The organism is Pseudomonas sp. NBRC 100443 (assembly GCF_030268185.1).
Classification (GTDB): domain Bacteria; phylum Pseudomonadota; class Gammaproteobacteria; order Pseudomonadales; family Pseudomonadaceae; genus Pseudomonas; species Pseudomonas citronellolis.
Genome location: NZ_BSQE01000037.1, coordinates 1 through 23743, shown reverse-complemented (window position 1 = coordinate 23743; position 23743 = coordinate 1). Strand labels below are relative to the sequence as shown.

Below are 23743 nucleotides of genomic sequence, written 5' to 3'. Positions count from 1 at the left end.
CTCGCGCCGGGAAGGGATCAGTCCACGGCGCGCGCCTGCGCGCTCTCGACCGCCTCTTCCAGTTCGAAGGGGTTGTGCGCGGAGAACACCTGTACGTCAGGCGTACCGGCGATCAACTGGCGCAGCCGGTCCTGGTTGTGCAGACGCTGGCGACGGTCGGTCTCGTTGAAGAACTGGAAGGTGCGCAGCAGCGGCGTACACACCCGGGCGGGCCCTTTCACCTCGCGATAATCGAAGTAGGCATCGCCCGCGTGGAGCATCCAGCCGTCCTCGCGCTGGATGGCCACAGCCGTGTGCCCGCGAGTATGGCCGAATGTCGGCACCAGCAGGATTTCCGGCGGCAGTCCTTCGAGCTGACGCACAGCATCGAAGCCGAACCAGGACTCGCCACTCTCGGCATAGGTACGGAACAGCGGGCCATGCTCGAACATGCGCGGCGCATAGCGCTTGCGGCTGAGCAGGTCCGGCCGGGTCATCGCCAGGCCGTACTCGATGGCATGGGTGTGCACCTTCGCGTGGGGAAAGTCCACCAGGCCACCGACATGGTCGAGGTCCAGATGGGTCATGACGATGTTGCGTACATCGCGCGGGTCGAAGCCCAGGCGCCGCACCTGGGCCAACGCCGCCAGTCCCGGATCGCGCTTGGGCCGCGCATAGCCGTAGGTGAACATCTTGCCCAGGCGTTTGGCAGGGTCGACGAAATCCGGCGTACCGAGGCCGGTGTCGACGAGTACCAGCCCGTCGCTGGGCGTCTCGATCAACAGGCAATGACAGACGAGATGCTTACCGCAGACGGAAAGCCCCTGGATGGTCCCGCAGTTCAGATGATGGATGCGCATGAGTTGAAATACCGTTAAAATGAATGAGTATTCATTTTTTAATCTGAGCGCCTCCCGCCAGACTGTCAAGCAGGACGAGAAACCCCATGCCGAAGATTTCCGACGCCCAGCGCGCCAAACGCCGCGAACAGATACTCGAAGCCGCCTGGTGCTGCTTCCAGCACCGAGGCCTGAGCGCCACCACCATGGAGGACATCGTCCGCGAGGCCGGTGTCTCCGCCGGCTCGGTGTACCTCTACTTCGCCAGCAAGGACGAGCTCGTGCTGGCAGCGGTGGATCGCTCGCTCGGCGGGCTGGAGCAAGAGCTCGCGCCGCTGCTGCAGGACAGGACGACACAGCCGCTGGACCAACTGTTGGAGAGCATGCTTGCCGCCCTGCTGCGCTTCGCCGGGCATGAGCGCTTCGACCTGTTGCGCATTGCCCTGCACGGCTGGAGCGAGGCGCAGCACAACGCCGGCCTGGCTGAGCTGATGCGCGGCCACTACACACGCTTCCGGAAGAGCCTGGCGAGCACACTGGCGCGCCGCGCGGAGTTCGCCGCCTCGCCGGAGGACGCCGCACAGTTGCTGCTCTCCCTGCTCCTGGGCTTCATCGCCCAGCGCGGCGTGCTCGCCGACACCGACCCCGCAGCCCTGGTCCGCGGCCTGCGCGCCGCCCTGCTCGGCGACTAGCCGCGGCGGTATTCGCCGGGGGTGATGCCGAACCAGCGGCGAAATGCGCGCTGGAAGGTGCTCTGGTCGGAGAAGCCGAGCATCAGGGCAATGTCGGCCAGCGACAGCGAGCGATCCTGCGCGTACTGCTCGACCAGGCTGCGTCGCACCTGCTCGACCAGTTGCGAGTAATGCGTGCCCTGGGCATCCAGGCGCCGCTGCAGGCTGCGCACCGAGGTCTGCATGGCTCGCGCCACTGCCTCGATGCCCGGCACGCCAAGGGCCAGATTATTGGCCACGAACTGGCGAACCAGCGCCACTTCCGGGTCTCTGTCGATCTGCTCCACGCGTAGCGCCTGCAGGCGCCGCGAAGCCTCCTTCTCCAGCGCCTCGCGCAGGCTGGTGTCGCCATGTTGCAGCGGCAGCGCCAGGGTCTGCGGGGCGAAGTACAGTCGCAGCTCCTCGCAGCCGAAGTGCAGTGGGCAGCGGAACAGCGCCTGTTGCTCGGCAAGCTCCGCCGGCTCCGGGTGCGGGAAGTCGATGCGCGCCGGGGAGAACTCCGGCCCGGCCAGCAAGCGGGTCACCGCCATCCAGCCGGACAGGCTGTACTCGATGACCTGGCGCGAATAGGCCGGCACCGCACCGCGGCGATGCAAGGTCAAGCGCACCAGGCCGTCGACCAGCTCGTATTCGGCGCGGCTGCCGTTGCCCACCAATTGCTCGTAGCGCATGTGCAGCTCGAACCAGTCACGGCTCTGCCGGCTCGTCATCATCAGATGGCCAAGGATTCCCAGGTGGGTCGGACGCATGCTCTGTCCGGCGTGCAGGCCGACGTTGCGATCACCGGTGACCTCTTCGGCCACTTGCAGCAGATGCTCCTCGGCGACATCGGGAATGCGCCGGTCGAGGTCGTCGAGATCGGCCTCCCGCAGGTCGACCATGGCGAGTACGCGCGGCAGGGAAATGCGTTGCTGGCGCAAGTAGTCGGCCAGGCAGCGCAGGTATCCGATGGTGATGTATTGCGTGGTTTCCGGGGAGCGGGAAGCGTTCATGAAAGTAATCTCGGCATGGCGTGGCATCGACAGCCAATCGACGGCATGGGCGGCAAAGACGGAGCATCCAGGTGCTTGGCAAGCTGGTCTCCCACACCCTGGGAGAGCATTCGTGCATGTTCGACATCATCATCAAGAACGGTCTGTACTTCGACGGCAGCGGCGCCTCCGGCAGCATCCGCCATCTCGGCATCCGTGACGGCCGCGTGGCTGTCGTCAGCGAGCAACCCCTGAAGGAATGGAGCTGCGCGCGGGTGATCGACGCCCGGGACCGCTGGGTCATGCCCGGCTTCCTGGAAATCCACTCGCATTACGACGCCGAAGTGATAGCCGCACCTGCGCTCAAGGAATCGGTACGCCACGGCGTGACCACCGTGGCGGTCGGCTCCTGCTCGTTGTCCACCATCGTGGCCTCGCCGCTGGACTGCTCCGACCTCTTCACACGTGTGGAGGCGGTGCCGCGCGAAGCGGTGCTGCCGATGCTCGAGCGCAGCAAGAGCTGGGACCGACCGCAGACCTACCGCGCCTTCCTCGATGAGCACCCGCTGGGCCCCAACGTCTGCGCCTTCCTCGGCCACTCCGACCTGCGCGTAGCAGTGATGGGCATGGAGCGCGCCACCAGTCCGCAGCCGCCGAGCGAGTCGGAGATGCGGCGCATGGAGCAGCTTCTCGAAGAAGCGCTGGACGCTGGTCTGCTCGGCCTTTCGGTAATGACCACGCGGCTGGACAAGATCGACGGCGACCGTGCCTGGTCGCGCCCGCTGCCCTCCACCTTCGCCAACTGGTCGGAGTTCGGCCGCCTGTTCGAGATTCTTCGCCGACGCGGCGGCGTGCTCCAGGGTGCCCCGGACGCAGTCACCAAGATCAACATCTTCGCCTTCCTCTGGCACGCAATGGGCTGGTCCGGACGGCGCCTGCGCATGACCATGCTCACCGCCATGGACCTCAAGTCGCAGCCCTGGATGCATGCCGTGACCCGGGCAGCCGGCTGGATTGCCAATCGCCTGCTGCGCGCCGATTTCCGCTGGCAGATGCTCCCCGCGCCCTTCCGCATCCATGTGCGCGGCCTCGATTTCAACGTCTTCGAGGAGTTCACCAGCGGCGAGTTGCTGCGCGACCTGCGTACCGCCGACGAGCAGTACGGCAAGATTCGCGATCCGCAGTTTCGCGCGCAGTTCAAGCGCGACCTCAAGGCTGTGCTCAGCGTCGGCCTGTGGCACCGCGACTTCTCCGATGGCACCGTGACCCACTGTCCAGAAGGCGCGTTGGTCGGTCGCAACTTCGCCGAGATCGGCCGAACCCTCGGCAAGGACCCGGTGGATACCTTCTTCGACCTCTGCCTGGAGCATGGCGAGGCACTGCGCTGGACCACCCAGTTGGCCAACCATCGCCCGCACGTCATGCACAAGCTGCTGCGCAGCCCGCACACCCAGGTGGGCTTCGCCGACTCCGGCGCGCATATCCGCAACCTGGCCGGCTATAACTTCCCGTTGCGCCTGCTCAAGTACGTCCGCGACGCCTACCTCGAAGGCACGCCGATCATGAAGCTGGGACAAGCCGTGCATCGCACCAGCGGAGAACTGGCCGACTGGTTCGGCCTCGACGCCGGACACCTGCGAGTCGGCGACCGCGCCGACCTGGTGGTGGTCAACCCGGTAGGGCTGACCGACGAACTCGACCAGGTGCACGAGGACGTCATGGAGAACCTCGGCCTGATACGCCTGGTGAACCGCAACGATACGGCGGTCGACTACACCCTGATCAACGGCAACATCGCCTATTCGCGCCGCGAAGGCTTCGCCCAGGACCTGGGCAAGACCCGTCGCTTCGGCCGCTTCCTTCCCTCCCTCGGAGTCCACTGAATGACCACAGCCCTGATTACCGGCGCCTCCAGCGGCATCGGCCTGGAACTGGCGCGCCTGCTCGCCGCCGACCGCCACGATCTGATCCTGGTGGCGCGCAATGCCGACCGCCTGCAGAACCTCGCCGAGGAGTTGCAGCGTAGCCAGCGGGTTCGCGTCGAGATCATTGCCAGCGACCTTGGCCGCCCCGACGGCGTCGACCAGGTACTGCAGAAGCTCGGCGGTGCGCCGGTCGACATCCTGGTGAACAACGCCGGCTGCGGCGAGTTCGACCGCTTCCAGGACGCCGACTGGGCCGACTACCGACAGACCCTGCAGGTCAACATGGTGGCGCTCACCCAACTGACCCATGCCTTGCTGCCGAACATGCTGCAGCGCGGCGCTGGGCAGGTCGTCAATGTCGCTTCCACCGGCGCCTTCCAGCCGCTGCCGTGGATGGCCGTCTATGGCGCCAGCAAGGCCTACGTGCTCAGCCTCACCGAAGCCCTCGCCTACGAGCTGCGCCACACCGGCGTGCGCGTGCTGGCCTACTGCCCCGGCGCCACCGCCAGCGGCTTCGCCTCGGCCGCCGGAGCCGAGCAGTCGAACAACTTCAAGCAGGGCCGCACCGTCGCCCCGGTCGAGGTGGCCGAGGACATCCGCCGGCTGATCCTCAAGGGCCGTCGCGGCGTCGCCGTGCACGGCGCGCTGAACTGCCTGATGGCGCACCTGGCGCCCATGTCCCCGAGGACCTGGGTTATGGCTATTGCAGAACGAACCATGGCTCCCAAAACGCAACGGTGAACCCTCCATGAAATCAGTCGTGATAACAGGCGTTTCCAGCGGCATCGGCCGCGCCACCGCCATCCACCTCGCCGAAAACGGCTTCCACGTCTTCGGCAGCGTACGCAAGGCTGAAGACGCCGAATCGCTGAGCAAGCGCCTGGGCGATACCTTTACACCGCTCCTGTTCGACGTCACCGACACCGCCGCCGTCCAGGTCGGCGCGGCGATCGTTCGCGAGCGCTTGCGCGACAGCACCCTCGCCGGCCTGGTCAACAACGCTGGCATTGCGGTGTCCGGCCCCTTCTCGCACCTGCCGGTGGACGAATACCGCAAGCAGCTCGAAATCAACCTTGTTGGTCCGCTCATCGTCACTCAGGCCTTCCTGCCCCTGCTTGGCACCGAACGTCGGCGCCACGGCGAGCCGGGACGCATCATCAACATGAGTTCCCTGGCCGGACGCATCGGCATCCCCTTCCTCGGCCCATACACAGTGTCCAAGCACGGCATGGAGGGCTTCTCCGAAAGCCTTCGGCGCGAGCTGCTGTTCTATGGCATCGACGTCATTACCCTCGGTCCCGGCCAGATCGCTACGCCGATCTGGGACAAGGGCGAGGAAATGGACATCACGCCGTATGCCGGGCTGGAGATTGCCCCGGCGATGCAGCGCTCGCGCGATCACTTCATCGCCGAGGGCAAGCGCGGCCTGCCCGCCGAACGCATGGCCGAGATCATTTTCGAGGTGCTTACCGAGCGCTCGCCCAAGGCCCGCTACGCGATCATTCCCGACCGGCTGCGCAACTGGACGCTGCCGCTGCTGCTGCCCACGCGGTTGGTCGACCGCCTGATCGCCCGCCAGTACGGAATTCGCCGCAGCTGAACCGACGCAGTCCAGGGGAGCCGGAACGTCCGGCTCCCCTTTTTTGTGCCCGCAAAAAAAAGCACCGGCGCAAGGCCGGTGCCAGATCCGATACCGCATCTTCCCTCCCGGACACCTAACTCAGCGGTCCGAGAGGCATGCGACCACAACAGCTGGCCGCCCTTCGCGCTCTGCCGCCCTGACCGGACCGGTCAGGGCCTTGAAGATGAACACCAGTATCAGGATCAAAACCAGGATGCGGAAGAAACGTTCGACTTTCACTCGAGACATCGGCTCGCCTGTCCCCTTCAATTCATGCTGAGGCCTGCATCATGCAGGCAGGACAACCATAAACAGCCACCGGTTGCCGGGGGAAACTGCTTTTATGGATGCCCTGCATCGATTTTCTGGATGCACTCGCCTTAGCCGCGCAGCGCAGTCACTACTACGGCGGGAGCCGACGTCGACGGCACCCAAGCGGCCAGATGCTCGACACTTCGACGGTAAGGTGCCAGTCCACCGCCTAGCAGCAACGCAGCGAGTGCCACTGCCACGGAGGACACCAGCAACAGCGAGTAACGCAACGCGCGGTCATCGGCGAACAGGTAGTCGGTGAGCAGCGCCACCAGGGTCGGCCCCGCCCCCAGGCCGATCAGTGTGATAACCAACAGGTACAGCGACGAGGCCTGGCCGCGCATTGGGTTTGGCATGATCTCTTGCAGCGCCGCAGCGGCGACGCCGAACGGCATGCTCAGGCAAAACACTGTCGGTGCCAGCAGCAGCGCGGCCAGGCGACCATCTTGCGCCAGCGGAAAGGCCACGACCCAAGGCAACGCGCCAAGCGCGGCAAGGAAGCCAACCCGCATGTTGGCATCGCGATAGCCACGCCGCGCCAGATGCTCGGAAAGGCGACCACCGAAGAGAATGCCCAGGCAGCCCAGCACCAGCACCAGGCCGCCATAGACGCCACCTGCATGCTGGGCGCTCCAGCCATAGGTGCGCATGAGGAATGTCGGCACCCAGGAACTGCTGCCGTAGCCGGCCACCGCCAGGCAGGCGAACCCCAAGTTGTGATGCAGCACAGTACGGCGATTGGCAAGCAGGTAGTCGAATACTTGCGCCAGCGGCACTACGCTGCCAGCGCCAACGCCCTGCCTAAGCGGCTCCCGAATCGCCGACAGCAACAGGGTGAAGACCAGGCCCACAATGCCAAGGAGGATGAACACCAACTGCCAGGATCGGATGCTGCCCAGCAGCGGCAACTCAACGCTTGGCTGCGCAGCCGTGAAGGCCACCGCCAGACTGCCGAGCAGGAAGGCGATACCCGATCCCAGATAGATGCCCATGGCATAGATGCTAAAAGCGGTAGCACGGCGCTCGCTGGGGAAGCTGTCGGCAAGCAGCGAATAGGCCGCCGGCGTCAGCGCCGCCTCGCCAACTCCCACACTGATCCTGCCCAGAAGAAACTGCCAATAGGCTACCGCCAGGCCGCAAGCCGCAGTAGCCCCACTCCACAGCAGGACGCCCAGGGCGATCACGCCACGCCGGCTCCGGGAATCCGCTAGGCGGCCGAAGGGAATGCCACAGACCACATAGAAGAGCGCGAAGGACAGGCCCATCAGCAGGCTCATCTGGGTATCGTTGATCTGCAAGTCGCGACGGATCGGCTCTACCAGCAGGTTGAGGATCTGCCGGTCGACGAAGGATAGGATGGCCGCCAGCAATAGGATCAGCAGCGTGCTCCAGGCGGCCAGAGGGGAAGGATAGGACTCGTCGTGCATGGTTGCATCTCGCCAAGTGGGCCGGCGCCCGGGTGGCGCCGAGACCGGCCGACTCTATGCGGCGGAAAAACCTGCGGGAAATCCATGTTTTGAATTCGGAGAATCCAAAAATCGGATGAGCTGACAGCCCAGCTACAGGATGTGAACGGAGCCTCATCCCGGTCTCATGTCTGCTGGGTAAGCGAAGCCCGCGCGCAGTACCCACTGTGGGCCAATTAGATAAGACGCACCGACCGCCATGGCCAAGGTATCGTGCCAGTTCATCTCTTCGCCAATCGAGCCGAAGCCCAGCGCCATCCCTAGCGCCGGCACGCCGCTATTCTCTGCGAGCAGTTCGTTCATCCGGCTCCAACGCGTCCATGTTGCGCCGACATAGCCAGTCCATCGCTCATCGAAGCGATAGGTCACGGACGTGTCAACGGACTCGGGCAGGGTAACCTCCATCTGGGTCTTGTAGTGGCCATTGAGCCCAAAAGCGGGGGGTGAGTCTGTTACCGAGGTATGCCCTTGCAGGGTGTATCGAACCTTGGAGTGATAAGTCATCCCCCAAGTGGCAGCGTCGCTCAGATCGACCATTAAGCCGAGGTTGTAACCGAAGGCAGTGTCATCGCCTGCGATCTTGATCTCGGTGTCCCGACGAGATGGGTTGAGCGGAGCCGTAGCCAGGTTATTGCGCAACTCGCCCTCGATGCGGTTGATAGTGAGGCCCCCTCCAACGGAGAGGACATCGTTGATGCGATAGCTAACGGTCGGCTGCAACGTGGCAACTTTCACCTCACTATACGAGCCATGGTAACGGCCCTGGAAACTCGACTCGTAGTCGTTGACTAGACCGAAGGGCACATAAAGGCCCAGACCAATACTGAAGTCCTCCGAGATCGGCGAAGAGATGAATCCGAATGGCACCGTGGCGAGGGGCGCGGAGTCCCCCTCGTTAGTGCCCGCCGCCTTGCCGTGCCCGCTACTGATATCCAGGCGCGGTCGAATGACACCAGCGCCACCGCTGACTTCAGCCTGCTTGAGCTTCACCAGACCGGCTGGGTTGCCATGGATGACGCTCGAGTCCAATGCGGTCGATGCCCGCCCCGCGAACGCAGTCCCCGCACCACTGGCGCTTTGCTCGTTGAGCGCAATTCCATTCGCACGCGCCTGAAAGGCAAAAGCGCACGCGGCTATCGTGACCAGGCCTTGAAAGGTCTTCCTGTACATTATTATCGGGCTCCGAGTCGGAAATAGGCCCCTTGCCAGGGGTCGCTACCACGCCCGGACTCTCCGAAGAAGCGCCCGAATATGGCGCTCGCAATCCTATTGGTACGCTGCAGGCCAGAGTGTCTGCCAGCAGACACTCTTCGAGAGAATGGCGTTTGAAACGCCCCAGTGGAGCGCCCTCGGCTGCAACCATCGAGGCGACTTCCACGGCCTGTCTGCAGGCAAAAAAATGAACACGAAGGTCACCGTTCAATCGAACCCGATGTGACCGTCGCTATCCTGCGGCGGGCACTGCGCTGAGATGGCTTACGGGGGTTCATCCTCAGCACACGACATCCGTGCCTAGACACCTGCGGCGCAATACCAATCGACGCCTGACTCATCCTGTTGCCTCGTCACCTTTCCGGAAGCGACCAGGTAGTTCAGATTCGCAAGGCTCTCGCCGGTTGCCATCGTCAGCAGGAAGCCATCGGACATCGTGATTTCGCGCCTGAAGAGGCACTCGAATACGTCGACCGCCCGACGAGGCTGCTTCAGGCGCACGAGCAAATCCGCCAGCAGCCGGTGCTGGAGCTGCAGCAGATCATCCAAGCGGGCATGCAGCCCCCTGAAACACTCATTGTGGGCGGGCAGCACCAGCACGCCATCACCGACTTTGCGCTTGATTTTGACCAGTGTGCTCAACCACCCTTCCATCGGATTGGCATCGGGCTGAAGAGAAGGCACAGAGACGTTAGATCGGAGTCAGAGACTTATTTCTCTCATCGGCAGACAAGTCAAAGATTACGATAATCGACTTCTTGTCCACGCTCCAGGCCCCGTCGATGTCCGAGCAACCCAGCCCAGCCAACGCAGAACAAGCCTCCCCTGCCCGCCCCCGGCGTTTCCGCCGGCCCCGCTGGCTGGAATGGCGACAGCGCCTGGCGTTCTGGGTCGGCGCGCTGCTGGTGGGCCTAGTGGCGCTGGCCTTCGCCTGGCTGGCGGACCAGTCCTTCGCCCTGTTCAAGCGCATGCTCGGCGTCGCCCCCTGGCTGCCGCTGCTGGTCACCCCCGCGGGTTTCGCCCTATTGGCCTGGGTCACCCAGCGCTGGTTCGTCGAGGCCAAGGGCAGCGGCATTCCCCAGGTGATCGCCGCGCTGGAGTCGCCTTCGCGGCGCTTCCGCGCCCAGGTACTGACGCTGCCGGTGGCCGCCGTGCGCATGTTTTTCACCCTGGGCGCGCTGCTGGTGGGCGGCTCGGTGGGCCGCGAAGGGCCCACGGTGCACGTCGGCGCCGCGGTCATCTACGCCTTCGGCCGGCGCCTGGGGCTGCACGGCCGGCGCACCATCGCCGGGCTGATCCTCGCCGGTGGCGCGGCCGGCATCGCCGCGGCCTTCAACACGCCGCTGGCCGGCATCGTGTTCGCCATCGAGGAGCTCAGCCGAACCTTCGAGCAGCGCTTCAGCGGCCTGGTGCTGACCGCGGTGCTGATCGGCGGCGCCGTCACCCTCGGGCTGATGGGCCACTACTCCTACTTCGGCGAGATCGGCGGCAGCCTGCCGGCGGGCTGGGGCTGGAGCGAGGTGCCGGCCTGCGCGCTGCTCGGCGGCCTGCTGGGCGGGCTCTACGTCAAGCTGGTGCTGCCCACCCGGGCCGGCTGGCTGGGCCGCATGTGCCGCCTGCGCGAGCGCTTCCCGGTGCGCTTCGCCGGTGCCTGCGGGCTGCTGCTGGCGCTGCTGGGGCTGGCCTCGGGCAACCACGTGTTCGGCACCGGCTACGAGGAGACCCGCGCCCTGCTGGAGGGCCACCCGATGACCGAGCAGAGCTTCCTGCTGTGGAAGTTCCTGGCCAACGTGGTGTCCTACCTCGCCGGCATCCCCGGCGGCCTGTTCTCGCCCTCGCTGAGCATAGGCGCGGCCTTCGCCCCGCTGCTGGCCCAGTTGCCCGACGTCAACCCGCAGACCTGCGCGCTGCTGGGCATGGGCGCCTACCTCGCCGGGGTGACGCGCTCGCCGCTGACCGCCTCGGTGATCGTCCTGGAACTCTCCCACAGCCCCGACCTGCTCATCCCCATGCTGGCGGCCACGGTCATGGCCGCCACCGTCTCCGGCTGGATCGCACCGGTCTCGCTGTACCACGCCCTGGCGCGGCAGGTCCTCGACAAGCTGGCACCAAATAAACCCTGAGCTAAAAGCAGTCGCGCGCTCTTAGACTTTCGGCTAAAAACCTGGGCAAGCCGGGCGCAAGCGTTCTACGGTTAGTCATTCAGGCACAAGAACAAGAACCTGGAGACCCAGCCATGATCCGACGCACCCGCCTGGCGCTGGCCGGCGCCGCCTTCCTCGCCGTCTGCGCCACCGCCCAGGCCGCCCCTGTCTTCATCAACATCCTCACCGGCGGCACCAGCGGTGTGTACTACCCCGTGGGCGTCGGCCTGTCGCAGATCTACAGCCACGGCATCGAGGGCAGCAAGACCTCGGTGCAGGCCACCAAGGCCTCGGTGGAGAACCTCAACCTGCTGCAGGCCGGCCGCGGCGAACTGGCCTTCGCTCTTGGCGACTCGGTGGCCGACGCCTGGAAAGGCGAGGCCGACGCCGGCTTCAAGACGCCGCTGAAGAAGCTGCGGGCCATCGCCGGCACCTACCCCAACTACATCCAGATCGTCGCCAGCAAGGAGTCGGGGATCACCTCCCTGGCCGACCTCAAGGGCAAGCGCATCTCCGTCGGCGCGCCCAAGTCCGGCACCGAGCTGAACGCCCGTGCGATCTTCAAGGCCGCCGGCCTGAGCTACCAGGACATGGGCAAGGTGGAATACCTACCCTTCGCCGAGTCGGTGGAGCTGATCAAGAACCGCCAGCTCGACGCCACCCTGCAGTCCTCGGGTCTGGGCCAGGCATCGATCCGCGACCTCGCCTCGACCATGCCGGTCAGCTTCGTGGCGATCCCCGCCGAGGTGGTGGCGAAGATCGGCAACAACGCCTACCTGCCGGCGACCATCCCGGCCAAGACCTACGACGGCCAGGACGCCGACGTGCCCACCGCGGCCATCGTCAATATCCTGGTAACCCATGAAGGGGTGAGTGACGAGTTGGCTTACCAGATGACCAAGCAACTGTTCGACAACCTGCCGCGCCTGGCCACCGCCCATGCGGCAGCCAAGGACATCAGCCTGGACAAGGCGGCGAAGAACCTGCCGATCCCCCTGCACCCCGGCGCCGAGCGCTTCTACAAGGAAAAAGGTCTGCTTCCCTGAGCCATGGGCCGGCCCCACGCCGGGGCCGGCCACCGCAGGAGACCCCGAATGAGCGATACCGCCCACGGCCTGCATGCCGACACCGAGCGCTGGCCCGCCAGCCTGTTCGCCGTCGCCCTGGCCTTCTCGATTTTCCAGGTCGCCACCGCGGCCTTTCCGCTGATCTCCACCCAGGTCCTGCGCGCGGTGCACGTGGGCCTCCTGCTGCTGGTGGTCTACCTGAGCTACCCGGCGCGCGGCCATGGCCGTCCCTGGCAACCGCTGGCCTGGCTGCTAGGCCTAGCGGGCATGGCCACCGCGGCCTACCAGTGGTTCTTCGAGGCCGACCTGATCCAGCGCTCCGGCGAGCTGACCCACGGCGACATGCTCATCGGCCTGGTACTGATCGTGCTGGTGTTCGAGGCCGCCCGGCGCGTCATGGGCATCGCCCTGCCGATCATCTGCGCCCTGTTCCTCGTCTACGGTCTGCTCGGCCAGTACCTGCCGGGCGACCTGGCGCACCGCGGCTATGGCTTCGACCAAATCGTCAACCAGCTATCCTTCGGCACGGAAGGCCTGTACGGCACGCCCACCTACGTGTCGGCCACCTACATCTACCTGTTCATCCTATTCGGCGCCTTCCTCGAACAGGCCGGGATGATCCGCCTGTTCACCGACTTCGCCATGGGCCTGTTCGGCCACCGCAGCGGCGGACCGGCCAAGGTCTCGGTGTTCTCCTCGGCGCTGATGGGCACCATCACCGGCTCCGGGGTGGCCAATGTGGTCACCACCGGGCAGTTCACCATTCCGTTGATGAAACGCTTCGGTTACTCGCCGGCCTTCGCTGGCGGCGTCGAAGCCACCTCCAGCATGGGCAGCCAGATCATGCCCCCGGTGATGGGGGCGGTGGCGTTCATCATGGCCGAGACCATCAACGTGCCCTACGCCGAGGTGGCCAAGGCGGCGCTGATCCCGGCCCTGCTGTATTTCGGCTCGGTGTACTGGATGGTCCACCTGGAGGCCCGGCGCAGCCACCTGCACGGCCTGCCGCCGGAGCAATGCCCAAGCGCCTGGGGCGCGCTGCGCCAGCGCTGGTTCCTGCTGATCCCGTTGCTGGTGCTGATCGCCCTGCTGTTTTCCGGGCGTACCCCGCTGTACTCGGGCATGGTCGGCCTAGCGCTGACTGCCATTGTCATCCTCGGCTCGGCGATCATCCTGCGCGCCGGCAACACCTGGCTGCGCATCGCCTTCTGGGTGGCGCTAGGGGTGCTCTGCTCGGGGTTCTTCCGCCTGGGTATCGGCATCGTCTTCCTGGTCATCGCCGCCCTGGCGCTGGCCTGCTTCTTCATCCGCGGCGGCCACGCCACCCTGCGGGCCTGCGTCATGGCCCTGGCCGAAGGCGCCCGCCATGCGGTGCCGGTGGGCATCGCCTGTACCCTGGTCGGGGTGATCATCGGCGTCATCTCGCTGACCGGGGTGGCCACCACCTTCGCCGGCTACATCCTCGACCTGGGTCGCGACAACCTGTTTCTCTCACTGGTGCTGACCATGCTCACCTGCCTGGTGCTGGGCATGGGCATCCCGACCATCCCCAACTACATCATCACCAGTTCCATCGCGGCCCCGGCCCTGCTGGAGCTGGGCGTGCCGCTGATCGTCTCGCACATGTTCGTGTTCTATTTCGGCATCCTCGCCGACCTCACCCCGCCGGTGGCCCTGGCCTGCTTCGCCGCCGCCCCCATCGCCCAGGAGAAGGGGCTGAAGATCAGCTTCTGGGCGGTGCGCATCGCCCTGGCCGGCTTCGTCGTGCCCTTCATGGCGGTCTACGACCCGGCGCTGATGATGCAGGGCGACAGTTGGGCGGCCACGCTCTACATGCTGGTCAAGGCGATCTTCGCGGTGGTGCTCTGGGGCATGGCCTCCATCGGCCACCTCAGTGCCCCCATGCCATGGTGGGAGCGCGGCCTGGCGTTCGCCGCCGGCCTGTTGCTGATCCTCGCCCTGCCGATCAGCGACGAAGCCGGCTTCGCCCTGGGCGCGGCGGTGCTCGGCTGGCACCTGTGGCGCCATCGCGGCGCTGCCGGGCAGCCGGCATGACCGGCCTGTGCCTGGGGCTGGCCGGGGTGGTCTGGGCCAGCCTGCCGCTGCAGCACTTCACCCTGGCCTGGCAGCACAGCATCGAGAAGATCCGCTGGGAGGAGGACTACCAGGTGACCTCTGCCGGCCTGCTGTTGGGCGAGGCGAGAGTGCGCGGCAACGGCGCCGGCATGGAGATTCCGGATGGTGCGGTCCTGCGCGACGGCGCCTGGCACTACCGGCGCCACCTTCCACCGTTGCAACCGCTGCACGCCGGGCGCACGCCCGAGGCCGGCGACTACCAGCTATGCACCGAACACGGCTGCCAGGCGCTGTCGCACTGGCTGGGGCCACCGACGACGGCGACCCCGGCCGTGGATTTCTGGGCCTGCGAGACGACCACAGAAACGTCCCGGCCCCTCTAGCGCAGCAAATCGCGCTCATTCAGCCGACGACGTGCAGGTAGTGCAGGTGCCTTTCGTACTGATCGAGAATGTCGCTGATCACGTCATCGCGGCTCCAGCCCATGATGTCGTAGTCCTGGCCACCCTCGCGCAGATGCACCTCGGCACGGAAGTATTTGCGCGCATCGCTGCTCTCCTCGGTGTCACGCATGACGAAACTGGGTGTGGTGAACGCGCGCGGTCGCACTTCGTAGAGGAAGCGGCCTTCGCCGGCGTGGTCCAGTTCCAGGCTCACGCGGCCGTCTTCGCGTTCGCTCACCGTTACCTCGTAGCCCTGCTTGCGCAATTCGGCGGCGACCTCCTCGCACGCCGGCCTCGCCACCTCGGCGATGAAGCGCGTCACATGGGCACGCCGCGGCAACATGGCGATGTTGCGCAGACGCCGCTGCCAGCCGCCATGGGCATGGGGCGCCTGGCGCGGCGACGGCAGTGCCTGGTTGCGCAGGCCGCGGCGGGTGGCGTCCAGGTGCAACGCACGGAACAATCCCCAGATCGACGCCAGGAGGATGATGGAGAACGGCAACGCACTGGCGATGGTCGCGGTCTGCAGTGCCTTCAGTCCGTTGGCCAGCAGCAGCGCAATCGCCACCACGCCAATGCTCACCGACCAGAAGATGCGCTGCCATAGCGGCGAGTGGTCATGCCCGGACGAGGCCAGCATATCCACCACCAGAGCACCGGAATCGGCGGAGGTGACGAAGAACACCACCACCATCAGTACCGCGACCATGGACACCACGCTCGACAGCGGGAAATGCTCGAGGAAGGCGAACAGCGCCAGCGAGCTGTCCTGGTCGACTATCGCCGCCAGGTCCTGCACGCCATCGGTGAGGATCATGTGGATCGCAGAGTCACCGAAAACCGTCATCCACAGCAGGGTGAAACCGGCCGGTACGAACAGCACGCCACAGACGAACTCGCGAATCGTCCGGCCACGCGAGATGCGCGCGATGAACAGACCCACGAAAGGCGACCAGGACAACCACCAGCCCCAGTACAGCAGGGTCCAACCACCGATCCAGTCCGTGGGCTGGTAGGCGTAGAGATTGAACGTCTTGTAGACGATGTCGGACAGGTAGGCGCCGGTATTCTGTACGTAGGTCTGCAGAAGGAAGACCGTGGGGCCCAGCAACAGCACGAAGAGCAGCAGCACCGCCGCCAGCCCCAGGTTGAGCTCCGAAAGAATGCGGATGCCCTTATCCAGGCCGCTGGCCACCGAAAGCGTGGCCAGGCCGCAGGTAATGGCGATCAGGACGATCTGCACGGTGGGGTTCACCGGCAAACCGAACAGATGGTGGAAACCGCTGTTGATCTGCAGCACGCCATAGCCCAGCGAAGTGGCGACACCGAACACGGTGCCGAGGATGGCGAAAATGTCCACGGCATGGCCGATGGGCCCATGGATGCGCTCGCCGATCAGCGGATAGAGCGCCGAACGCAGCGTGAGCGGCAAGCCCTTGCGGAAGCTGAAGTAGGCCAGGATCAGCCCGACCATCGCATAGATCGCCCAGGCGTGCAGGCCCCAGTGGAAGAAGGTGATCTTCATCGCTTCGCGCGCGGCGGCTACCGTGCCCGGCTCACCCACCGGCGGCGTGGTGAAATGCATGACCGGCTCGGCGACGCCGAAGAACATCAGGCCGATGCCCATGCCGGCGGAAAACAGCATGGCGAACCAACTGCTGCTGCGGTACTCCGGCTCGCTGTGGTCGGGGCCGAGCTTGATATCGCCATAGCGACTGACCGCCAGGAACACGACGCTGATCAGGATCAGCGCCACCGCGAGGATGTAGAACCAGCTGGCATTGGTGATGATCCATTGCTGCACGTCGTTGAACAACGCTTGTGCCTGCTCCTGGAAAACGGAGGCATAGAGCACCAGTACCAGGATAAGCACTGCACTGCTGTAGAACACCGGTGGATTCAGGGTACTCCTTGGCTTGGATGGGGCATTCATTGCGGGTTTTCTCCTTTGAATCTGTGTGCCGAAGCACAGCGGAAAACCTATCAAGGGTAACAAGCATGGCCTGCTATCCCTACCGCAAATGGGAAATGGGTGCTTTTTTCGCCGAGTAATTCCTGGCTCTCCAGCCAGCGTGATGACGCTTACGCAACGGTGCGAACGTGAGGCGCTGGTACTTCACTCACCGCGAAAGGGTCCTGTAGACTTGCGCTCCGGGTGTCTGCTGCAAGGGTGGCGAGACAGGTCAATGCGTAGGTCGGGCCGCCGCGCGGAGAGCTTGTGCGCATGCAACAGAATCCCCTGCCCCGTGCCCAGCGAATGGCCGAACGCGCCTTCGCCAACCTTGAACGTTTCCTGCATATCGAAGCCGTCAGTGGCGCCGTCCTGCTGGTCGCCGCCGTCATCGCCCTGCTGTGGGCGAACTCCCCGGCCGCTCATAGCTACGACGCCCTATGGCACGCTCCGCTGTCCTTCGGAATCGGCTCCTTCACGTTCTCGCGTTCGCTCCACTTCTGGATAAACGATGGGTTGATGACCGTGTTCTTCCTGGTCGTCGGCATGGAAATCCGCCGGGAAATCCATGAGGGTGCCCTGGCCAACCTGCGCCAGGCGGCATTACCCATGATAGCGGCTGTTGGTGGTGTCCTGGCGCCGGCAGCGATCTACCTGGCGATAAACCACACCCCCGCCGCGCACTCGGGCTGGGCCATACCGACGGCCACCGACATCGCCTTCGCGGTGGGCGTGCTGGCGTTGCTGGGCAAATCCATCCCCGCCAACGTCAGGGTGTTCCTGCTGGCGCTGGCCGTCATCGACGACATCATCGCGGTCCTGATCATCGCCGTCTTCTACTCAGGAGGCCTCGACTACAGTGGCTTCGCCATCGCGGCAGTGGGCATCCTGCTCGTGCTCGGCCTGCAGAAGATCGGCGTCGGAACCGCCTACGCCTATGTGCTTCCGGGTGCGGTGACCTGGGCCGGCCTGCTCATGACCGGGGCGCATCCCAGCCTGGCTGGCGTGGTGCTCGGCCTGATGACACCGGTATACAGCATGCCGATGCGGGAGCGCCCCCTGAAGCGTGTTTCGCGCATCACCGGCGAACTGATCGGCCGGGCCCAATCGCCGGAACGGGACGCAAGCGACCTGATGCCGCCCCTGAAGAGCCTGCGCCATGCTCAGCGCGAACTGGTCCCGCCCGTGGTACGCGTTCAGCAGGCCCTGCATCCCTGGGTCGCCTACGGCATCATGCCCCTGTTCGCCCTTGCCAATGCCGGGGTCAGCCTCCAGGGCATCGACCTGGCTGCCGAGGCACCGCATTGGGTCCTGCTGGGCGTGGCCGCCGCGCTCATCGTCGGGAAACCACTCGGCATCATCAGCATCACCTGGTTGATGGTGCGCCTGGGCTGGTGTGCATTGCCGAGCGGGGTCACCTGGCGAGGCGTCATCCTGATCGGGCTGCTCGCGGGTATCGGCTTCACCATGTCGATCTTCATCGCCATGCTCGGCTTCTCCGAGCCCAGCCTGCTCGGCCCCGCGAAGCTCGGCGTACTGATCGGCTCCACCTTCGCCGCGGCGCTGGGGCTGGCCTGGGGGGCTTTCGTCATGCGTCAGGACAAGGGAAGGGAGCCTGCGCGCGCGAAGTGAACGATCCGATCCAGGATCCGCCTCAGGGTCATCCGGCGCCATTCAGCACATGCATAGGCCTTGACCACCCAACTCGCTCGGCAGCAACGTCATCCCCACCCCTTCCGGAGCGACGCCATGCCCAGCCTGAATCCAAGCCGCGAACAACTTGCCCGGTTCACCGAGGAAATGCCGGCAGGCAAGCCGATACTGATGCTCAATCTGCTGCGTTACCGGACCGAAGCCGACTATCCGCCGGATGCGGGAGCGCCCCCCTGCACCGGCCGCGAGGCCTATGCCCGCTATGCCCGCGTCGCCGGGGCGAAAGTCGCCGCAGTCGGCGGCTCGGTTCGGCTGCTGGCAGACGCCCATGTGGCGCTCATCGCTCCGGAAGACGAGCGATGGGACGAAATTCTGCTGGTGCGCTACCCCTCGAGGGAAGCGTTCCTGAGCATGCTGGCCGATAGCGAATATCGTGCGGCAACGGTGCATCGCACAGCCGCCCTGGCCGACTCGCGACTCATCGCCAGCACCGAACGCGAGGCCTGAGCCCCCAAGGCACCGATTGCATCCGCTACCGGTGCCCGAGACTTCAGGCTGCCATCCGCTCGCAAGCCTCGGAGCAGAGTCGGCAAGCCGCCGCGCACTGGCGGCAATGCTCATGCTCGTGCTTGCCGCACTCCTCGCCACATGCCCTGCAAATCCATGCACAAAGCCGGCAGGCGTCTTTGGCCAACGAGCTGTTTCTGGCCATGAGCAATGCGGCGAGACGGCAAGTATCGGCACAATCGCGATCCAGCTCGATGCATCGAGCCATCGACCGCACATTTTCTTCGCCCAGGCATGCACTGGCACATCGCTCACAAGCAACGGCGCAGTCTGTGCACGCCTGCAAACAGGCCTCGTAGTCTTGAGTCTGCATGGGTTGATCCTCGCTTCGTTATCGTGGTTGAAGGAATCGCCAAACGACCGCGCTTGATCGTTCTGCACAAGGCGACAACCCGGTCGACCGACGTCTGACAAAGGGGTTCAGGATTTCGGCCGACCGCCCGAGTGACCATGCGTAACGACAGGGCCTGCCAGCCGGCGCTCGGCCCAGCGCACAACGACCGTCAGCCTCTCGGGCCGAACGCCCGAAGCAGGCCAGTCCGGATGACGTGGTACATTGCCCCCCTTTCAGCGCCCCAGGTCGACAGATAGCCCAGTGAAACGCCCGGACAGCGTCGCCCAATGAACATTCCACCCAGCCTCAGCCACCCCTGGCGCCTGCGCCTGGTCATCCTGCTCTTCGGCCTTCTTTCGGCCGTGCTCTGCTGGCGCCTGCTCGAACTGCAATTGCATCAGCGCGAGTTCCTGCAGGCCCATGGCGATGCGCGTAGCCTGCGTTATCTGAAGATTCCCGCCCATCGCGGCGAGATCACCGACCGCCGGGGAGAGCCCCTGGCGGTGAGCACGCCGATGCTCACCCTCTGGGCCAACGGCAGGGAACTGGCCACCGCGCCCGAACGCTGGGCCGAACTGGCCAACGCCCTGGGCCAGACGCCTGCGGCCTTCGCGGCGCGCCTGCAGGCCAACCGCGAACGCGAGTTCTTCTACCTGGAGCGGGGCCTGCCGCCGATGATCGGACAGGCCATCCTGGCGCGCAAGGTGCCGGGCGTCTATGCGCGGGAAGAGTATCGGCGCTTCTACCCGGCCAGCGATACGACGTCCCAGGTGGTCGGCTTCACTGATATCGACGGCCACGGCCAGGAGGGCGTGGAATATGCCTTCGACAGTTGGCTGTCCGGGGTGCCCGGCCGACGCCTGGTGCTCAAGGACCTGTACGGGCGCGTGGTGAAGAACCTGCAGGTCGTGCGCAACGCCAAGCCCGGCAAGGACCTGGCGTTGTCGCTGGACCTGCGCCTGCAATACCTCGCCAACCGCGAACTGAAGCGGACGCTGGACCAGTTCGGCGCCAAGGCCGGCAGCCTGGTGATGATCGACGTGCGTACCGGTGAGTTGCTGGCGATGGCCAACCAGCCCACCTTCAACCCGAACAACCGCCAGGGCCTGGACTCCGCGGCCATCCGCAACCGCGCGCTGACCGACGTGTTCGAGCCGGGCTCCACCGTCAAGCCCATCTCCATGTGCGCGGCGCTGGAAAGCGGCCGCTGGCGGCCGTCCGACCAGGTCGAAGTGTGGCCCGGCAGCCTACGCATCGGCCACTACACCATTCGCGACGTAACCCGCAGCGAGGGCCGCATACTCGACCTCACCGGCATCCTCATCAACTCCAGCAACGTCGGCATGAGCAAGGTAGCGTTCGACATCGGCGGCCAAGCCATCCACGACGTGATGCAACGGATGGGCCTGGGCCAGTACACCGGTCTGGGCTTCCCCGGCGAGCGCGTCGGTAACCTACCGGCCTACCCGCGCTGGCGGCCAGCGGAGACGGCCACGCTGTCGTACGGTTACGGCCTGTCGATAACCGCCGTGCAGCTGGCCCACGCCTATGCCACCCTGGCCAATGGCGGGCGCATGGTGCCCCTATCGCTGGTGCGCCGCGAGCGCGCGCCGCGCCCCGAGCAGGTCATTCCGGAAAAGGTCGCGCACACCGTGACGGCCATGCTCGAACAGGTGGTCGAATCGCCCCGCGGCATCCATCGCGCCCGGGTGCCCGGCTATCACGTGGCCGGCAAGAGCGGCACAGCGCGCAAGGCCGCCACCGGTGCGCGCGGCTACCGGGAAAACGCCTACCGCTCGATGTTCGTCGGCTTCGGCCCGGTCAGCGCTCCGCGCATCGCCATCTCGGTGGTGATCGACGAGCCCAGCCGCGACGGCTACTTCGGCGGTAAGGTCGCCGCGCCGGTGTTCAGTCGCGTGATGAGTGGCGCCCTGCGCATCCTGGAAGCCCCACCCGACAATCTGCCGGAGCCGCCCTTGCGCGAGGCGGCAACGGCTAGCCAGACACTGGCGTCGGGCTGAGGTGCCCTCGAGACGCCTTTCGCCATTTTCCTGAACTTCTCCCGACCCGACTCGACCAAGACTATTCAAACCGAGTCGAACGGGAGGATTTCCATGGAGCAACTCGACACCTGGCTCGATCTGGCCTTTCTCGGTCATCTGCTGCTAGTGGCGGCCACGACCGTCATCGGCTATGGGCTGTTTCGTTTCCTGCTGGGCACCACGAGGAAGCGCCTGGAGGGCAGGACCAGCCACTGGGCACGCTACGCATCGGTCATCGCGAACAGGACCCGCAACACCCTGGTGTTCGTCTTCGCGCTGATGCTGGCCCTCAAGTTGGTCACCCTTCCCGTCAACTGGGAGATGGCGCTGGCCCATGGATGGTTCGTCGTCCTGGCCCTGCAGGTGGCCCTGTGGCTCGATGCCTGCGCCCGCCTGTGGACCCGCGACCTCGCCCTCTCGCGATTCGGTGGCATCCAGAACCCGGTGATGGCGACAATCATCTCGGTGGTGGTGCTGATCGTCGTCTGGGCTGTAATGCTGCTTTCCATCCTGGCCAACCTGGGCGTCGACATCACCGCCCTGATCGCCAGCCTGGGCGTAGGCGGCATCGCTGTAGCACTCGCAGTGCAGACCATCTTGAGCGACGTGTTCGCATCACTCTCGATTGGCTTCGACAAGCCGTTCGAGATCGATGACTTCGTGGTGTTCGGTGACGTGGCGGGCACCATCGAGCACATCGGCTTGAAGACCACCCGCATCCGCAGCCTCAGTGGCGAGCAGATCGTCTGCTCCAACACCGAACTGCTCAAGCAGACGCTGCATAACTACAAACGAATGAATACCCGGCGGATCGTGTTCCAGTTCGGGATCAGCTACCGGACCCCAGCCGACAAGGCAAAGGCGGTGACGGGACTCGTGAAGGAAATCATCGACGCCCAGACAGAGGCGAAGTTCGACCGCGCCCATCTAGCCACCTTCGAAGAAAGCCGGCTGCTGTTCGAGGTCGTCTACATCATGCAGACCGCCGACTACAACCGCTATATGGACGTCCAGCAGGCGATCAACCTGCGGCTGCTTTCGGGGCTCGATGAGCTAGGCGTCGAATTCGCCTTCCCTGTAAGGGAATTGCGCATGCCGGAGCAAACCGGCAAGGCAGTTCAATAGAGCTTTCCTGTCGCGGCCCTGAAAAAAGAAACCCGGCCGAAGCCGGGTCCTTAAAGGGAAAATCCATCATTGTGGATGCTCAGCAGGAGATGGGGTTCAGACTGGTCAGCTGCAATGATGACGATCGGATAGTGTCAAAGTGACACGAGCAATACAACCCTCTATGTAATGGTGTAGCCCCCTTCAGTCCTCAAAACGGCCATTGGAAGTCTCTTGGCCCTCAGGCTGAAGCTAACTCCTCGCGTAAGCTCTTGCTGCGGCACCGCCCAGCGTCACTCCTCGAGCCAGCTTTTCGACGATCTCGGCGGCGGGAAGAATGCTGCGAATACGGCCCACCTGCTCGCCGGCATATAGCGCTGTAGCCTCGAGCAAGGCCGCGGGCAATTGGTCGACGAGTGGAACGGGCGAAAAGACCGGCAGGCCCGGTCTTTGGAAAACGGCAGCATGGGCCTTCATCGGCAGCAGCCTACGTGTGAACGACAGGCTAGAATTGAAGCACCGCAGCCAGGCGGGAATGGAACCATCCGCCCGACACCAGCGATCGGTCGCCTTGTTGGGCACCACACGATGAACGTCCGGCCATCCCAATCCGAACAGTTCAGTGACAAGGGTATCCTGCGCTGCCAGCAGCCTCTGGCGATATGCCTCATGCGCGTTGCTCTCGGGCGTCAGCACAAAGCGTGTTCCCGAGCAGACGCCATGTGCCCCCAGACGAATAGCCCGCTCAGCATCCTCTGCCGTGTAAATGCCTCCGGCAGCGAAAAGGGGGATGGTCGACGTCAGCGCAACGATTTCCGGCAGAACAGCATCGAGCCGCTGGGTTGCCCTGACATGGCCACCAGCCTCGACACCCTGCACAATCAACCCGTCGACCCCGGCATCGAGCGCCCTTTCCGCTTCCTGCCTCGACCCCACCTGCTGGAAGACGAAGACACCCTCGCGGCGAAGCTGCTGGATCAAGGGTTTTCCATCCCCCCAGAACAGCGTGACCATCGGTACCTGCTGACGGATGGCCACTTCGACATGCTTCGCGCGCGTGTAGGGCAACAGCAGGTTGACGCAGATCGGTTGCCCGGCCGCCTTCGCCCGGGTCTGCTCGATGGTTTGTTCCCAGACCGAGACATCATGCAGACCCAGCGTGCCGATTCCTCCTGCCGCACAAACCGCCCCGGCCAAAGCCGGCCCCGAGATGGACGTCATGCCGGCCTGCATCACGGGGTAACGGACTCCCAGCGACTCGAGTTTGCTCAATGGCGATGACCTGCCCGCTTCACCGATTGCGGAC

General features: G+C 65.1%; 21 protein-coding genes. 12 read left to right on the top strand and 9 right to left on the bottom strand.

What is annotated here, in order from left to right:
* Nucleotides 1-17: 17 nt before the first annotated feature.
* Complete coding sequence (locus QSJ95_RS31130; RefSeq protein ID WP_058488370.1) at nt 18-839, bottom strand: MBL fold metallo-hydrolase; 822 nt, start codon at nt 837-839, stop codon at nt 18-20.
* Nucleotides 840-925: 86 nt separating this feature from the next.
* On the opposite strand from QSJ95_RS31130, the gene QSJ95_RS31125 reads away from it, so the two are divergent.
* On the top strand, nt 926-1510 hold the full coding sequence (locus QSJ95_RS31125) for a TetR/AcrR family transcriptional regulator (protein ID WP_058488369.1): 585 nt from the start codon (nt 926-928) through the stop codon (nt 1508-1510).
* Here QSJ95_RS31125 and QSJ95_RS31120 read toward each other — a convergent pair.
* The gene (locus QSJ95_RS31120; RefSeq protein ID WP_058488368.1) at nt 1507-2541 is read right to left on the bottom strand and encodes an AraC family transcriptional regulator; all 1035 of its coding nucleotides are present in this window, start codon (nt 2539-2541) and stop codon (nt 1507-1509) included. The genes QSJ95_RS31125 and QSJ95_RS31120 overlap by 4 nt on opposite strands.
* Before the next feature lie 116 nt (nt 2542-2657).
* Between QSJ95_RS31120 and QSJ95_RS31115 the strand changes: the two genes are divergently transcribed.
* From QSJ95_RS31115 to QSJ95_RS31105, 3 genes are read left to right on the top strand one after another with little or no spacing between them, the layout of a single operon-like run.
* Entirely contained in the window at nt 2658-4403 is a 1746-nt protein-coding gene (locus QSJ95_RS31115; protein WP_058488367.1) for an N-acyl-D-amino-acid deacylase family protein, read from the top strand.
* Nucleotides 4404-5186, top strand: coding sequence for an SDR family NAD(P)-dependent oxidoreductase (locus QSJ95_RS31110; protein WP_058488366.1), 783 nt, complete (start codon nt 4404-4406; stop codon nt 5184-5186).
* Nucleotides 5187-5193: 7 nt separating this feature from the next.
* The gene (locus QSJ95_RS31105; protein ID WP_058488365.1) at nt 5194-6045 is read left to right on the top strand and encodes an SDR family oxidoreductase; all 852 of its coding nucleotides are present in this window, start codon (nt 5194-5196) and stop codon (nt 6043-6045) included.
* Between the two features lie 120 nt (nt 6046-6165).
* Here QSJ95_RS31105 and QSJ95_RS31100 read toward each other — a convergent pair whose 3' ends face one another.
* The 4 genes from QSJ95_RS31100 to QSJ95_RS31085 all read right to left on the bottom strand — a co-directional run bounded on the left by QSJ95_RS31100 (nt 6166) and on the right by QSJ95_RS31085 (nt 9698).
* Nucleotides 6166-6306 (bottom strand): hypothetical protein, encoded by a 141-nt coding sequence (locus tag QSJ95_RS31100; protein WP_160329400.1) that lies wholly within the window; start codon nt 6304-6306, stop codon nt 6166-6168.
* 140 nt (nt 6307-6446) lie between these two features.
* Complete coding sequence (locus QSJ95_RS31095; RefSeq protein WP_058488364.1) at nt 6447-7805, bottom strand: spinster family MFS transporter; 1359 nt, start codon at nt 7803-7805, stop codon at nt 6447-6449.
* Nucleotides 7806-7958: 153 nt separating this feature from the next.
* Nucleotides 7959-9014 (bottom strand): OmpP1/FadL family transporter, encoded by a 1056-nt coding sequence (locus QSJ95_RS31090; RefSeq protein ID WP_058488363.1) that lies wholly within the window; start codon nt 9012-9014, stop codon nt 7959-7961.
* Between the two features lie 342 nt (nt 9015-9356).
* A complete protein-coding gene (locus QSJ95_RS31085; RefSeq protein ID WP_141679707.1) occupies nt 9357-9698 on the bottom strand; it encodes a hypothetical protein in 342 nt (113 codons plus the stop codon).
* A gap of 140 nt (nt 9699-9838) precedes the next feature.
* On the opposite strand from QSJ95_RS31085, the gene QSJ95_RS31080 reads away from it, so the two are divergent.
* From QSJ95_RS31080 to QSJ95_RS31065, 4 genes are all read left to right on the top strand, one after another.
* Nucleotides 9839-11179, top strand: coding sequence for a chloride channel protein (locus QSJ95_RS31080; protein WP_058488361.1), 1341 nt, complete (start codon nt 9839-9841; stop codon nt 11177-11179).
* A 113-nt stretch (nt 11180-11292) separates the two neighbouring features.
* The gene (locus QSJ95_RS31075; RefSeq protein ID WP_058488360.1) at nt 11293-12246 is read left to right on the top strand and encodes a TAXI family TRAP transporter solute-binding subunit; all 954 of its coding nucleotides are present in this window, start codon (nt 11293-11295) and stop codon (nt 12244-12246) included.
* Between the two features lie 48 nt (nt 12247-12294).
* Nucleotides 12295-14322 carry a TRAP transporter permease gene (locus QSJ95_RS31070; protein ID WP_058488359.1) on the top strand — a complete coding sequence of 676 codons (2028 nt, stop codon included), beginning with the start codon at nt 12295-12297 and terminating at the stop codon, nt 14320-14322.
* Entirely contained in the window at nt 14319-14726 is a 408-nt protein-coding gene (locus QSJ95_RS31065; RefSeq protein ID WP_024767251.1) for a DUF1850 domain-containing protein, read from the top strand. The genes QSJ95_RS31070 and QSJ95_RS31065 overlap by 4 nt, the downstream gene beginning before the upstream one ends.
* Nucleotides 14727-14745: 19 nt before the next feature.
* On the opposite strand, the gene QSJ95_RS31060 is transcribed toward QSJ95_RS31065, so the two are convergent.
* Nucleotides 14746-16719, bottom strand: coding sequence for a BCCT family transporter (locus QSJ95_RS31060; RefSeq protein ID WP_058488358.1), 1974 nt, complete (start codon nt 16717-16719; stop codon nt 14746-14748).
* A 291-nt stretch (nt 16720-17010) separates the two neighbouring features.
* On the opposite strand from QSJ95_RS31060, the gene nhaA reads away from it, so the two are divergent.
* Nucleotides 17011-18369, top strand: coding sequence for a Na+/H+ antiporter NhaA (nhaA, locus tag QSJ95_RS31055; protein WP_058488357.1), 1359 nt, complete (start codon nt 17011-17013; stop codon nt 18367-18369).
* Between the two features lie 117 nt (nt 18370-18486).
* A complete protein-coding gene (locus QSJ95_RS31050) occupies nt 18487-18897 on the top strand; it encodes a DUF1330 domain-containing protein (protein WP_037011165.1) in 411 nt (136 codons plus the stop codon).
* A gap of 43 nt (nt 18898-18940) precedes the next feature.
* Here the strand turns inward: QSJ95_RS31050 and QSJ95_RS31045 are convergent, their stop codons facing one another.
* Complete coding sequence (locus QSJ95_RS31045) at nt 18941-19270, bottom strand: four-helix bundle copper-binding protein (RefSeq protein ID WP_082996211.1); 330 nt, start codon at nt 19268-19270, stop codon at nt 18941-18943.
* A 308-nt stretch (nt 19271-19578) separates the two neighbouring features.
* Here QSJ95_RS31045 and QSJ95_RS31040 point away from each other — a divergent pair, with 308 nt between their 5' ends.
* Together QSJ95_RS31040 and QSJ95_RS31035 are read left to right on the top strand one after the other, a co-directional pair.
* Entirely contained in the window at nt 19579-21312 is a 1734-nt protein-coding gene (locus tag QSJ95_RS31040; protein WP_058488356.1) for a peptidoglycan D,D-transpeptidase FtsI family protein, read from the top strand.
* A gap of 93 nt (nt 21313-21405) precedes the next feature.
* On the top strand, nt 21406-22458 hold the full coding sequence (locus tag QSJ95_RS31035) for a mechanosensitive ion channel family protein (protein WP_058488355.1): 1053 nt from the start codon (nt 21406-21408) through the stop codon (nt 22456-22458).
* 231 nt (nt 22459-22689) lie between these two features.
* Here QSJ95_RS31035 and QSJ95_RS31030 read toward each other — a convergent pair.
* On the bottom strand, nt 22690-23743 hold a 1054-nt coding region (locus tag QSJ95_RS31030; RefSeq protein ID WP_285647520.1), incomplete at its 5' end, for an NAD(P)H-dependent flavin oxidoreductase.